Source organism: Halegenticoccus soli (assembly GCF_002844195.1).
Lineage (GTDB): Archaea > Halobacteriota > Halobacteria > Halobacteriales > Haloferacaceae > Halegenticoccus > Halegenticoccus soli.
In genome coordinates, this window is sequence record NZ_PEND01000004.1 from 56,119 (window position 1) to 69,116 (window position 12,998).

The 12,998-nt window shown below is 68.2% G+C and carries 14 protein-coding genes; 9 read left to right on the plus strand and 5 right to left on the minus strand.

Annotation, left to right across the window (positions count from 1 at the left end):
* Positions 1-307 precede the first annotated feature (307 nt).
* Positions 308-1,468 carry a TIGR00341 family protein gene (locus CNO20_RS11435; RefSeq protein WP_101296264.1) on the plus strand — a complete coding sequence of 387 codons (1,161 nt, stop codon included), beginning with the start codon at positions 308-310 and terminating at the stop codon, positions 1,466-1,468.
* Positions 1,469-1,493: 25 nt separating this feature from the next.
* Here CNO20_RS11435 and CNO20_RS11440 read toward each other — a convergent pair whose 3' ends face one another.
* Positions 1,494-2,837, minus strand: a complete 1,344-nt coding sequence (locus CNO20_RS11440) for an alkaline phosphatase family protein (RefSeq protein WP_101296265.1) — start codon at positions 2,835-2,837, stop codon at positions 1,494-1,496.
* 172 nt (positions 2,838-3,009) lie between these two features.
* On the opposite strand from CNO20_RS11440, the gene CNO20_RS11445 reads away from it, so the two are divergent.
* The 3 genes from CNO20_RS11445 to CNO20_RS11455 are packed head-to-tail and all read left to right on the plus strand — an operon-like array spanning position 3,010 to position 5,741.
* Positions 3,010-3,447: a DUF5788 family protein gene (locus CNO20_RS11445; RefSeq protein ID WP_101296266.1), complete on the plus strand. Its 438-nt coding sequence runs from the start codon at positions 3,010-3,012 to the stop codon at positions 3,445-3,447.
* Complete coding sequence (polX, locus tag CNO20_RS11450) at positions 3,444-5,192, plus strand: DNA polymerase/3'-5' exonuclease PolX (RefSeq protein ID WP_101296267.1); 1,749 nt, start codon at positions 3,444-3,446, stop codon at positions 5,190-5,192. Before CNO20_RS11445 ends, polX begins: the two co-directional genes overlap by 4 nt.
* Positions 5,193-5,195: 3 nt before the next feature.
* A complete protein-coding gene (locus CNO20_RS11455; protein WP_101296268.1) occupies positions 5,196-5,741 on the plus strand; it encodes a Mut7-C RNAse domain-containing protein in 546 nt (181 codons plus the stop codon).
* A gap of 52 nt (positions 5,742-5,793) precedes the next feature.
* Here CNO20_RS11455 and CNO20_RS11460 read toward each other — a convergent pair whose 3' ends face one another.
* A complete protein-coding gene (locus CNO20_RS11460) occupies positions 5,794-6,738 on the minus strand; it encodes a cell division protein CdpA domain-containing protein (protein ID WP_101296269.1) in 945 nt (314 codons plus the stop codon).
* Between the two features lie 137 nt (positions 6,739-6,875).
* Here CNO20_RS11460 and CNO20_RS11465 point away from each other — a divergent pair, with 137 nt between their 5' ends.
* Both CNO20_RS11465 and CNO20_RS11470 read left to right on the plus strand, forming a co-directional pair.
* On the plus strand, positions 6,876-7,163 hold the full coding sequence (locus CNO20_RS11465) for a DUF5789 family protein (RefSeq protein WP_101296270.1): 288 nt from the start codon (positions 6,876-6,878) through the stop codon (positions 7,161-7,163).
* A 64-nt stretch (positions 7,164-7,227) separates the two neighbouring features.
* A complete protein-coding gene (locus tag CNO20_RS11470) occupies positions 7,228-7,677 on the plus strand; it encodes a DUF302 domain-containing protein (protein WP_101296271.1) in 450 nt (149 codons plus the stop codon).
* A 34-nt stretch (positions 7,678-7,711) separates the two neighbouring features.
* On the opposite strand, the gene nreA is transcribed toward CNO20_RS11470, so the two are convergent.
* Positions 7,712-9,025, minus strand: coding sequence for a DNA repair protein NreA (gene nreA / locus CNO20_RS11475; protein WP_101296272.1), 1,314 nt, complete (start codon positions 9,023-9,025; stop codon positions 7,712-7,714).
* A gap of 287 nt (positions 9,026-9,312) precedes the next feature.
* Positions 9,313-10,290, minus strand: a complete 978-nt coding sequence (locus CNO20_RS11480; RefSeq protein WP_101296273.1) for a transcription initiation factor IIB — start codon at positions 10,288-10,290, stop codon at positions 9,313-9,315.
* A 139-nt stretch (positions 10,291-10,429) separates the two neighbouring features.
* Between CNO20_RS11480 and rnhA the strand changes: the two genes are divergently transcribed.
* Together rnhA and CNO20_RS11490 are read left to right on the plus strand one after the other, a co-directional pair.
* Positions 10,430-11,035: a ribonuclease HI gene (gene rnhA / locus CNO20_RS11485; protein WP_101296274.1), complete on the plus strand. Its 606-nt coding sequence runs from the start codon at positions 10,430-10,432 to the stop codon at positions 11,033-11,035.
* On the plus strand, positions 11,028-11,588 hold the full coding sequence (locus tag CNO20_RS11490; RefSeq protein ID WP_101296275.1) for a DUF7108 family protein: 561 nt from the start codon (positions 11,028-11,030) through the stop codon (positions 11,586-11,588). Before rnhA ends, CNO20_RS11490 begins: the two co-directional genes overlap by 8 nt.
* A gap of 11 nt (positions 11,589-11,599) precedes the next feature.
* On the opposite strand, the gene CNO20_RS11495 is transcribed toward CNO20_RS11490, so the two are convergent.
* Positions 11,600-11,959: a PadR family transcriptional regulator gene (locus CNO20_RS11495; RefSeq protein WP_101296276.1), complete on the minus strand. Its 360-nt coding sequence runs from the start codon at positions 11,957-11,959 to the stop codon at positions 11,600-11,602.
* Between the two features lie 307 nt (positions 11,960-12,266).
* Here CNO20_RS11495 and CNO20_RS11500 point away from each other — a divergent pair, with 307 nt between their 5' ends.
* Positions 12,267-12,800 (plus strand): inorganic diphosphatase, encoded by a 534-nt coding sequence (locus tag CNO20_RS11500; protein WP_101296277.1) that lies wholly within the window; start codon positions 12,267-12,269, stop codon positions 12,798-12,800.
* The last annotated feature ends 198 nt before the right edge of the window (positions 12,801-12,998 follow it).

Genomic DNA, 12,998 nt, shown 5'->3' on the forward strand with positions numbered 1-12,998 from the left:
CGTTGAGTAGCGGAAGAGACACGTGTTCGGTATGAGGGTCGTGCTGATCGGGGTGGGTCAGGCGGGGGAAAGTGCGCGACCGCGTTGGCGGAGTTTCTGGAGCGCGCGGCGCGGGCGCAGGAGAGCGCGACGGAAGAGCGACCGGATTCGGCGAGCGTCCTCGAAGACGACCGGCTCGACCCGCTGCTCTGACCGTCCCGTCGGTTCGTCGGCGCGCCGTTCGCGGCACCCCGACCGCTCTCCACCCCGGTTCCCCGTCCGCGCGGACGGGTGAGGGAGTTATCTCTACCTGACACCTACTCAACACGTGCGTCTGGTTCAGATCATGATCCCGTCGGGGCGACGCGAGGCCGCTCTGACGGTTCTCGACGGCGAGGGCATCGACTACGCGGTCTGGGAGGAGACGGGGCGCGGCGACTTCGAGGCGGTCGTCTCGTTTCCGGTACCGCCGGCCGGCGTCGAGTCCGCGCTCGAACGCCTCCGAAACGTGGGAATCAGGGACGACTCGTACGCGATCGTCCTGCCGACGGAGACGGTCGTCTCGGCCCGAATCGACGCGCTTCGGGGTCGGTACCGCGGGAACCGCATCTCCCGCGAGGAGTTGCTCGCGCGGACGGAAGACCTCGCCCCCGAGACGTCGACCTACGTCGCCTTTCTCCTCTTGAGCACGCTCATCGCGGCCGCGGGGCTGCTCTCGGACTCCGAGGCGACGATCGTCGGCGCGATGGTCATCGCCCCGTTGATGGGGCCGGCGCTCTCGGCGAGCATCGGGACGGTTCTCGGCGATCGCGACCTCGCCTCCCGCGGCGTCGCGCTCCAGACGGCCGGGTTACTGCTCGTCGTCGCGACCGCGGCGCTCCTGGGGTGGGCCCTCAGGGAGACCATGATCGTTCCGCCGGCCACCGACCTCGAAGCCATCCCGCAGGTCCGGGAACGGCTCACGCCGAACTTCCTGTCGCTCTTTCTCGCGCTGGGGTCGGGAACGGCCGGCGCCCTAAGCCTCGTTCGGAACGCGGGGACGACTCTCGTCGGCGTGGCCATCGCCGTCGCGCTCGTTCCGCCGGCCGCGACGGCGGGACTCGCGGTCGCGTGGGGGCTTCCGCTCGCCGCGGCGGAGGCGAGCGTGCTCGTGCTCGTGAACCTCCTCGCCATCAACCTCTCGGCGCTGGTCCTGCTGTGGGCCGCCGGGTACCGTCCGGAGCGCTCCTCGGAAACCGCGGCGGTCAGGCGGACGCTGCTGTCGCGGCTCGCGACCATCGCGGCGGTTCTCGCCGTGCTCTCCGTGGTCCTCGCCGGCGTGACCTACGCGTCGTTCGGGACCCCCGCCGAGGTGACCGTCGTCGTCGGCCACCCCGACGGCGCATCGGTGCCGGGATTGGCAGATCGGATCGACGAGCGCCTGACGGGCGAGACGGGCAGGGACACCTCCGTCGAGGTCGTCTACGTCACCTCGCAGGAGTCGGCGTGAGAAGCGGTCGGCGGATCGAGCGCGCTCAGACGAGGCTCGCGCCGTCGAACTCGGTCCGCGAGTAGTCGACCTCCATCAGGTCGAGGATGGTCGGCGCGATGTCGAACAGGTCGGCCTCGCCGATGGTCGCCTCGGGGTCGTCGACGTACAGCGTCGCGTTCTCGAAGCTGTGCATCCCGTTGCGCGGCCCGCTTCCGAACACGTCGTCGTGACCCTTGAAGCCGGCCTTCAGGTCGAAGCCGTGGTTCGGGATGGCGACGAGGTCGGGCGCGATGTCGTCGTGGTCGCCGCGGAACGCCTCCTCCTTCTCGACGACGCGGGCGCACACCTTCTTCCCGTCGGGGCCTTCGAGCGATTCGAGCGCCTCCTTGAGTTCGGCGCGCGTCGACTCGTACTCGCTCTGCGGGACGGTCCCGCGCGGTTCGCGCCCTTCGAGGTTGATGTAGAACCGGCCGGGGATGAGCGAGTAGGCGACGGCGTCGTCGCTGATGTCGTCGAGTTCCGAGTGGTCGTCCGTCCGGTAGCTGAGCCAGCCTTCCTGTTCGAGCCAGGTGTTGAAGTGAACCTCGTAGTCGAGCGAGGTGAACCCGTGGTCGCTGGCGACGACGAGCGTCACGTCGTCGGGGAGCATGGCGCGGATGCGCCCGATGTAGTCGTCCAGCTTCCGGTAGAAGTCCATGAACGCGTCCTTGTTCTCGCCGTCGCGCTCGTAGTCCTTGAAGAGAAAGTGGTTCACGCGGTCGGTGGTCATGAAGACGCCGAAAAAGAGGTCCCAGTCGTCCTGTTCGATGTAGTGTTCGAACGCCTCGAACCGCCTGTCGAGCGTCTCGTGGGCGTCCTCCATGAACTCGCTCTTGTCCTCTTTGTGCCCGAGCTTGGCGTTCACGTCGATCTTGTAGCCGATCGACTGGAGGTAGTCGCGCAGTTCGTCGGGGCGGGCGGCCTTGTCGATGCCGGGCGAGAGAAAGCCCGACACCATCCGCTGGACGTTCCGCTGCGGGGGGAACGTGACGGGAACGTTCAGGACGGTCGCGTCCCTCCCGGTCTCGGAGACGCGGTCCCAGAGGCGGGTCGCCTGCACGTCGCGGCCCATGGGGACGTAGGTGTCGTACGAGCCGACTTCTCGGTCCTGAAACCCGTAGACGCCGGTTTCACCGGGATTGACGCCGGTCGTGAGCGCCGGCCAGCAGGCGCTGGACTCGGGGGGGACGATGCTGTCGATCGCGCCGGCGCTCCCCTCGTCGGCGAAAGCGGCGAAGTTGGGAAACTCGTCGCGGTGCTCTTCGAGCAGGCTGAACGGCACACCGTCGATACCGATGAAAGCGACGCGCGGGTCGTCGTTGCCGCGCAATCGATCGAACAGTCCCATATCTTTCGCATAGCCCGGAGGAGCATAAAGAACCTTCCCTTACCGCGATACGGGCCGAGCCACTCGTTCGCACGCCGTGGCCGGTCGAGATGGTCGATCGAGCGTCGCGACGCGGGATCGTCGCCGAAGGAGCAAAGTGCGAACCGCGGCAACTACCACCAGTGACCGAGTCGTGAAAGAGTTCGAGCGAAAGCAACTGCTGGAGCGCGTCAACCGGGAGGGCGCGACCGTCGGGGCGGACATCCCGGAGACGATCACCGTCCAGGGCGAGGAGATCAACCTGCGCCGGTTCGTCTTCGAGATCAAGCGCCGTGACACCATCCCGTCCGGCGAGCGCGAGCGCGTCGATCGAGCGAAGAAGAACCTGCGCAGAGAGCGCCTCCAGCGCCTCCGGCGCATCGAGAACAACGAGGTGAGTTACGAGGAGGGGCGCGCGCTCGTCGAGAGCATCATCGGCATCGACCGGGCGCTGAACGCCCTCGATCAGCTTCGCCCCGTCGACCTCGAACAGGAGGCTAAGGTGCAGCAGGCGGCCGATCAGAAGCGCTGGATGAAGTTTCTCAAGCAGGCGCTCGGCAACGAGAGCGACAACAAGGGTATCCGCCGATGAGCCGGAACGAGGAGGTCGCCGCGCTGCTCGACGAGTACGCGGACCTGCTCGACGCGAAGGGCGTCGAGTACAAGCCGCGGAGCTACCGCCGGGCGGCCGACAACGTCCGCGAGTACCCACGCCCGATCGAGGAACTCGCCGCCGAGGGCACGGACGCGGTTCGACGCGTCGACGGCGTCGGCGACGCCATCGCGGACAAGATCGTCGAGTACTTCGACGACGGGCGGATCGAGGAGCTGGAGGAGCTCCGCGAGGAACTCCCCGTGGACATGCGGGCGCTGACGAGCGTCGAGGGCGTCGGACCGCGGACCGTCGGCGACCTCTACGAGGCGCTCGGGATCACGAACCTCGACGAGCTGGAGCGGGCCGCCGAGGAGGGGGAGATCCGAGCGGTCGAGGGGTTCGGCGAGAAGACGGAGCGGAACATCCTCGACAACATCCCGTTCGCCCGGCAGGCCCAGGAGCGCCAGCTGCTCGGCAGGGCGCGCCCGCTCGCGGACGGCGTGCTCGACTACCTCAGGGAGGCCGAGGGCGTCGAGCGCGCGGAGGTCGCGGGGTCGATCCGGCGCTGGCGCGAGACCATCGGCGACGTGGACGTGCTCGTCGCGAGCACCGCGGGCGAAGACGTGGTCGACGCCTTCACCGACTGGCCCGTGGCCGAGACGGTCATCGAGGCGGGTCCGAGCAAGGCGAGCGTCCGCGCCAACGGCATCCGCGTCGACCTCCGGGTGGCGACGCCCGCGGAGTTCGGCAGCGCGCTCCAGTATTTCACCGGCAGCCGCGAGCACAACATCCACCTCCGGAACGTCGCCATCGCGCGCGACCTGAAGATAAACGAGTACGGGATCTTCGACGTCTCCGAGGTTGACGACCCCGACACGGGCCAGCGGGTCGGCACCCGGATCGGCGGGGAGACGGAGGAGGAGATCTACGACGCGCTGGACATGCCGACGATGCCGCCCGAACTCCGCGAGGACGCGGGCGAGATCGAGGCCGCGCTGGAGGGCTCGCTCCCGGACCTCGTCGGGGAGGAGGAGATCCGCGGCGACCTCCACACCCACACCGACTGGTCCGACGGAAACCGCACCATCGAGGAGATGGTCGAGGCGGCCGCGGACCGCGGCTACGAGTACCACTGCGTCTCCGATCACGCTGCCGGCCCCGGCATCGTCGCGGGCGTCGGCCTCTCCGAGGAGGAGGTCGAAGAGCAGGCGGCGGCCGTCGCGGCCGTCGCGGACGACGCGCCCGTCGAAGTGCTCCACGGCATCGAGACGAACATCGACGCCGAGGGCGGTCTCTCGCTCGACGACGACGTCCTCTCCGGACTGGACGTCGTGATCGCTTCCCCGCACACCGCCCTCGACCAGGGCCGCGAGGCCGCCACCGAACGGCTGTTGCGGGCGATCGAGCACCCCTCGGTCGACATTATCGGTCACCCCACCGGCCGACTCCTGAATCAGCGACCGGGCCTCGACCTCGACCTGGAGCGGATCGCCGAGGCGGCGGCCGAACACGGCACCGCGCTCGAACTCAACGCCAACCCGCACCGGCTGGACCTCCGCGCCGAGGCGATCCGCATCGCCGTCGAGGCGGGGGCCGCGATCGCGATTGACACCGACGCCCACGGCCCCGCGGAACTCGACAACGTCCGGTACGGCGTCTACACCGCCCGCCGGGGGTGGGCCGAAACCGCGGACGTGCTCAACGCGCGCGACGTCGACGGGCTCCGGGAGTTCCTCCACTGAGCGATGGACGCAAACGAGGACGGGGTCGCGAACGAGGACGGGGTCGCGAACGAGGACGGGGTCGCGAACAAGGGCGGAGACGCGAACGAGAACGACGGGCGGGCGCGGGGCCGCGATCGGCTCCTCCTCGACGTGATGCTCGGGAAGCTCTCGACGTACCTCCGGATGTGCGGCTACGACGCGGCGTACGCACTGGATCGCGGTCTGGAGGACGACGACCGCCTCCTCGAACTGGCCGCCGCGGAGGATCGCCGGCTGGTCACCCGAGACGCCGGCCTCGCCGCCCGCGCGGCGGACGCCGTCCTCCTCGAATCGAGGGGGACCGAGGACCAACTCCGGGAACTGCGCGAAGCCGGGTACAGCCTCGAACTGGACGATCGCCCCTCGCGGTGCGGCCGGTGCAACGGCCCCGTGGTCCGGGCGGACGGCGACGCGCGCCCGGACTACGTGCCCGACGGGGTTCGGGCGTGGCGCTGCCGCCGCTGCGGCCAGTGGTTCTGGAAGGGGACGCACTGGGCGGACGTGGCGGAGCGGCTGGGTGAACTCTGACGCGCCGACCGCGTCGTCTCACCGTGGATCACCTCTCGCCGCAAGCTCCGCCTCACCGCAGGTCCCGCGGCGTCCACTCCTCGCAGGCGTCCATGTCCGACATGAGCTCCCTGTGGCGCTCGCAGTACGGCTTCATCCCTTCCTCGGTCCGAACGTAGCGGAAGCGAGCGCAGCTCCCGCAGTAGCTGTCGCCGGCCGTCGCCCGCGGCGCGTCGTCCAGTATCTCCGCGTCGCCCGCCGATCCGGACGCGGACGGTCGCAGGGTGCCGTCGCCCGGGGTTCGGACGTCGTTCGCGGCCGCGCCGCCGTCGCTGACGGTCGCCCCCGGTGCTCCCGCCCGCGGTCCCGTCGCCGTCGTCCGGGAACCCGTCCCCCGCGACCCGGTCGACCGGTTCGTCTGCGTTTCGACCTCGCCGTCGGGCGCTTCTCCGAGAAGTCCGACGCCGCCGAGGCCGCCCCGCCGGGAGCGGTCGACCTCGACGATCCTCGTTTCGCCCCGACGGGTCACTTCCATCTTGACCGTCCCGACCGGGTCGTTTCGCGTCTTGAAGTTCGCGACGCCGACGAGCAGGCACCACAGGACGGCGATGAGGCCGAAAAAGTAGACGCCGACGGTCGGGAGGGTGAGATCGATCGCCCCTTCCGGGATCGTCGCGCCGGTCCACCGGTACGGGTAGGCGTGCGAGAACAGGGCGACACCCATCATCGAGACGCTCGCGCCGATCACCGACGCCGCGCGCGTCGTCCGCCCGGCCGGCAACGCGGTGACGACGCCGAGGAGGACCGCCGGAACGCCGACGCCGGCGAGCAGACCGCCGTACTTCCTGGCGACGAATAGATCCCCGCTGGTCAGCCCCGCCGGTACCGTCGTCGCGACGACGATTCCGGCGACGACGAGAAGCGACCCGAGGGCGAACAGTCCCACGCCGAAGTACAGCCGTCGGAGGTCCGGTCCCACCCCCGATCCGCCGCCGTAAACCTCCCCCAGACTGGTCATGTCCGCACTTACACGACAGGTACACAAAACGATACGTCAGACACTCGCCAGACTGTCGGCGGGCCGACGACGCGGAGGGTCGGAGGCGGCGGAACCGTTCCGAAGGGATTAATGTCGGCCGTGGCGAACCGGGGAGCATGGCTGACGACGAAGCGGAAGACGAGGGCCCCGCGGTCGAACTCGGCGAGGGGAAGCCGGTCGAGGGCGCCCCGATCGCGCGAGTCGCCTCCCGGCTCACGTGGCCACAGGAAAAGAGCAGCATCCTTCGCAAGGAGGGCGACGCCGTCATCCGGACGCCGAGCGGCCCGCAGACGCTCTCGGACGTGCTCGACCGTGTCGACGAAACCTACTTCGACTCGCGGCAGACGTTCGTGACCTCGGTTCACGACGTCATCGGCACCGGGCCGGTTCGAACGAGCGAGTGAGTCGGGGCCCGCGCGTCCGCGTCGCCCCAATTGCTTTTTCGGCCTCGAAATCCAAGCGGCGAGCATGGCGCTCCCAATCGATCCGACGGCGCTCGGAGCGGCGGACATCGGCGAGGAACGAGCGACGCTGCGGATGCCCCACGAGGAGGCGATCGAGCACGTCCGCGAGACGTTTCTCGACGCCGGCTTCGGCGTCGCGACCGAGTTCTCCCCGTCGGACCTGCTCAACGAGAAGATCGACGCCGACCGCGAGCCGTACTACGTTCTCGGCGCGTGTAACCCGCGGATGGCGGACCGGGTGCTCACGTCCTCCGACAACCGTCTCGGGGCGCTGTTTCCCTGTAACGTGGTGATCTGGGAGGAAGAGCCGGGCGTCCAGACGGTCTACCACGTCAGCATCATGCGGATCGGTCGGCTCGGCGGCCTCGCGCCGAACGACGAGGAGATGCGCGACATCATCGCGGAGACGGGGGAGATGGTCGACGAGGCGTTCTCGAACCTCGACGCGGCCTGAGCCCGAACCGCGACCCGCGTTTTCCCGCCGACGCCTACCGGTTGACGGTTCCGCCGGCGTTCGTGAAGTCCGCGAGGCTCGTCTGGAGGCCGGCGACCATCTCGGACTTTCGCCGGAGGTCCGACGTCGAGACGGGAAGCCGGTCTGCGACCTCCCGGACGGCCGTTCCGAACGTTTCGGCCTCGCCGTGTGCGCCCTCGAAGGCGTGGCGAACGGCTTCGCGGACCTGCCAGACGCCGACGGGGCCCCAGTAGTCGTCGGAGACGTGCCGGAGGACGAGACACTTCGCCTGCCGTCCGACCTCCGAGAGGTGCTCTAACACGGCCAGGCGGGACGCGTAGTACGCGCCGGCCGTCTCCTCGACGTACCCCGTCCTCCCCTCGTACCCCTCGCGGTCGCTCGCGATCCACATCCCCGCGGCGGGGTCGGGATTCCAGATGCTCCCCGGCGCCTTCATCTCGACGAGTTCGAACTCCCACCGGCCGGGCGCGAGTATCACCCAGAAGGCGTTCCCGAGGTACTCGTTGCGCCACACCTGTACCGCGTCGACGCTCGGCGCGTCGCGGAGCGTTCCGCGGAGGAACTGCCCGACGGTGTCGTCGACGGCGGTGATCGACCAGCGCGTCGGGACGAGGCGTCGGTTTCGCCCCTGTCCGAGCGCGCCGGCGGAGAGAATGCGCGTGATGTCGTACACGTCGAAGCCCCGCCGGTAGAGGTAGTTCATCGCGCCCTGCGCCTGCCAGTCGTCGTCTTCGAGCGTCTTCTTCACCGGCCGCGGCACGTGCGGATTCTCGGCCAGGTCGGCCGACCGGGCGCGGGCGCGCGGTCCGGTCGGCGTCGCGATGTCGTCGCGCGTCACGTCGAAATCGAGCTTCGGTCGCCCGTCGAGGCCGATCTCGACGCTCACCGGACGATCGGCGATGGCGACCTCGCGCTGCGCGCCGAGAAATCCGTCCCAGGCGTCGTGGACGTTGAGGCCGTCGCCCCGCCGGGCGCCGACCCTGACGTCGACCGGCCGGTTCGAGTTGAGCAGGCTCGTCCGGCGCTCGAACACGTCCCCGATACTGACCCCCTCGTCGTACCACGACGCGCTCGTCTCGAACTTGTCGGCGTCGCCCTCGTGGCCGACGGGCGAGAGGATGCCGGTCGAGACGTTCGGGTAGTTCGAGCGACCGACGAAGATGGAGGGGGAGACGCTCCCGAAGAGCGAATCGCCCTGCACCGCGTCGTCGAACCGGTGCCGGAAGTCTTCCAGGTGGTCGACGATCGCGTAGGACTTCTCCATCGCCAGGCGGCGTCGCTCGGCGCGTTCGTTCACCTCCATCTCGATGTAGTCGTCCAGCCGCATTCGAACGAGGTAGGGGTCGGACGGGTATGAAGGTTCGGCGAGCGACGCTCGACACGAATCATCGCGCCGGTAGTGGCGAACAGGCGACACTGCGGACGGTCCCGAAACGACGTGTCGCGCTCCCGCGGCCCGTTCCGGGGCGTGATTCAGCTCACGGCCGTCGCTGGTTCCGTCATCCGACTTGAACCTTCGGCCCCGGAGGACCTCAATCCCGGTGATCGAGGCGGCGGCGTTCGACGGCGTGGGCGGTGCTGTTCGGCGGCGCGTGCGACGCGATTCGGCGGCGGTCAGCCGTGAATGCCCATCGCTTCGATCTGTTCTTGATACCTGTTGCGGATGGTGACTTCGGTGACTTGCGCGACGTCGGCGACCTCTCGCTGGGTCTTTTTTTCGTTGCAGAGGAGCGACGCCGCGTAGATCGCCGCGGCCGCGAACCCCGTCGGCGACTTCCCCGATAACAACCCCTTCTCGGCGGTCGTTTCGATGATGTCGTTCGCCTTGCTCTGTACCTCCCCGCTCAGCTCCAGTTCGGAGCAGAAGCGCGGGACGTACTTCTTCGGGTCGACGGGCTTGAGTTCGAGGCCGAGCTCCTGGGAGATGTACCGGTACGTCCGTCCGATCTCCTTGCGGTCGACGCGCGAAACCTCGGAAATCTCTTCGAGGCTGCGCGGGATGCCCTCCTGGCGGCAGGCGGCATAGAGGGCGCTCGTGGCGACGCCCTCGATCGAGCGCCCGCGGATCAGGTCCTCGTTGAGCGCGCGGCGGTAGATCACGGACGCGACCTCCCGAACCGATCGCGGCACGCCGAGCGCGGAGGCCATGCGGTCGACCTCGGAGAGCGCGAACTGGAGGTTGCGCTCGCCCGCGTCCTTCGTGCGGATGCGCTCCTGCCACTTGCGGAGGCGGTGCATCTGGCTGCGCTTTTCCGAGGAGAGCGACCGTCCGTAGGCGTCCTTGTCCTTCCAGTCGATCGTCGTCGTGAGCCCCTTGTCGTGCATCGTCTGAGTGGTCGGCGCGCCGACGCGGGACTTCTTTTGCCGTTCGGAGTGGTTGAACGCGCGCCACTCCGGGCCGGGGTCGATCTGCTCCTCCTCGATGATGAGACCGGTTTCCTCGTGAATGAGTTCCCCGTCCGCGGTCCTGACGAGATCCTCCTCGTCGATGTCGTCGAGGTCGATCTCGTCGCCGTCGACCTGCTCGTCCGCGCCCTGCCACGTTCGCTCCGATGCGGTATCGCGCTCCCGCTGGCGGGTGGGCCGTGTCATCGCATTTTTATAATAGAAAGCGCGCGCAACTTAAATCCCCGTGATGTTTCACCGAGAAAATGAGCGAAATCAGCCGGCGCGATCCTTCTCGCACGCTCGGAACGAACGCCCTTTATCCGACGGCGCGGATGGTCGACCCATGCCGACGATCGAATGCGACCCCGACGACGCCCGAGACGTCCTCCGGGAGGCCGGCGCGGAGATTCGGCCGGGGAACACGGAACACGAACGCTGGCGCGCCGAGCGGGGCGACGCCCTCGCCGTGGCGTACGACGGCAAGGTCGTCGTGCAGGGGTCGAACCCGAACGACATCGTGCTCCCGCTTCGCCGCGCGGGCGACGGAACGGCCCGGCGGGGTCACGTCTACTTCGACGGCGCGAGCCGCGGGAACCCTGGCCCGGCGGCGATCGGGTGGGCTATCGTCACGAGCGACGGCATCGTCGCGGAGGGCTCCGAGCGCATCGGCCGCACGACGAACAACCGGGCGGAGTACGAGGCGCTGATCCGGGCGCTGGAGGCCGCCTGGGACTACGGCCTTCGGGAGATAGACGTCCGCGGCGATTCGGAACTGGTGGTAAAACAGGTGCGCGGCGAGTGGCGGACGAACGATCCGGGCCTGCGCGAGCGACGCGTGCGCGTGCGAGAACTCCTGGAACCGTTCGATCGCTGGTCGCTGGCGCACGTACCGCGAGAGATAAACGAACGCGCCGACACCCTAGCAAACGAGGCGCTCGACGATGGCTGAACTCCCCCCCGACGTCATCGAGGAAGCGGAACGGCTGACGCGGCTCGCTCGCTCCGCGGTCGACGGGAACGAGCGCGACGCGTACGAGTCGCGCCGGTCCGATCTCCTCGAAGAACACGGGTACGCGGCGCGGATCCGGCCCGAAGACGACGTGCTCGTCCTCCACCCGTCGGAGTGGGTCGTCGACGGGACGATCCGGGTGGATCGCATCGACGACACCGACCGGGCGGTCGAACGGCCGCTGTCGGCTTCCGGGGACGAAGACGACTGGGAGGCGGTCGAGGCGCACAACGCGGCGATCGTCGCGGAGATCGCGGCGGCGCACGGCGACGTCCACGGCGCCAACGCCCGCGCGTTCGCCGACTTCATGGGCAACCACTACGTGCGGCGGGTGGAGGACGCGACCGCGGAGGAGATCGCGGTGTTCCTCGAAGAGTACTACCCGCGGAACGCGTGGCCGACGGCCGAAGAAAAATCGGTGATCGCGGAGTCGCTCGAACTCCTGTTCGCCGCCGCCGACGCGGACGTGCCCGGGTTCGCCGCGCGGCGGTAGTTCCGACCGCGCTACAGCTGCGAGTCGACGAGGTCGCGCACCTCGTCCGCGCGCTCGTCGCCGGTGACGAACTTCGAGAGCATCCAGTTGAGCCGATCGACGACGGCGTCGTGGCCCTTCTCGGTCAGTTCGTACTGGTTCGTCCGCTTGTCGAGCTCGCTCTTCTCGACGAGACCCAGGTCGACGAGATCGTCGAGGTTCGGGTAGAGCCGCCCGTGGTTGACCTCCGTCCCGTAGTAGTCCTCGAGGCTCCGCTTGATTGCGAGCCCGTACATCGGTTCCTCGGCCAGGATGACGAGGATGTTCTGCTGGAACGCCGTGAGGTCCCGTGCGATGCTTGCAACGTCGTTGATTGTTTGTGCCTCTGACATGCGTGTTGAAATGTCACCGTGCTATTTAACGTTTCTCAACTCCCTTCGCGTTTCGGTCTTCCCCGCCGGAATTCGGTGTTTCCGGCCGCAAACCCGGTGCGAACGCCTGCGAGTGCGATCGCCCGGATGCACCGGGCCGTGTCAGACCGTTATGAGATCCGTTCTTCTCTATGTACCCGAGTGGGATGGTGTAGGGATTCCCACAGGAATATTGGAACCGCGAGTGAAAGTACTTTATGGCGTCCGGTCGATCCGACGCGCCGCGATGCCGAAAGGACTTTCCCGAGTTTCGCGGAAGTACGAACGCATGCCGAACCTCTGGGAAGACCTGGAAACGGGCCCGAACGCGCCCGAGACGATCTACGCCGTCGTCGAGTGTTTGAAAGGCGAGCGGAACAAGTACGAGTACGACAAGGACGTCCCCGGCGTCGTTCTCGACCGCGTCCTCCACAGCAACGTTCACTACCCCAGCGACTACGGCTTCATCCCGCGGTCGTACTACGACGACGAGGACCCCTTCGACGTCCTCGTGCTCGTCGAGGACGCGACGTTCCCCGGCTGCGTCATCGAGGCGCGCCCCGTCGCGCTCATGCGGATGGACGACGACGGCGAGCAGGACGACAAGGTGATCGCCGTCCCGACCGAGGATCCCCGCTTCGACCACATCCAGGATCTCGAAGACATCCCCCAGCAGACGCAGGACGAGATCGACGAGTTCTTCTCGACCTACAAGAACCTCGAAGCCGGCAAGGAGGTCGAGACGCTCGGCTGGGAGGACAAGCGGGCGGCCCACGACGCGATCGAGCACGCGCAGGACCTCTACGAGGAGCACTTCGGCTGACCGCGCGGTCGCCGGGTTTCTTTCTCGCGCCCGAGAGGACGCACAGCAGCGACGCCTTCGGCCACTCTCTCGCGCTACGAACCCCGCCCGTTCCTCGAATCCCATCCGTTTCTCGGCCCGACCTCGTTCCCTCGCGAACCGATCTCATGTCCGCCGGTCATGAGAGCCCTCCCCGGAATGAATTATGCGCATGGGTAA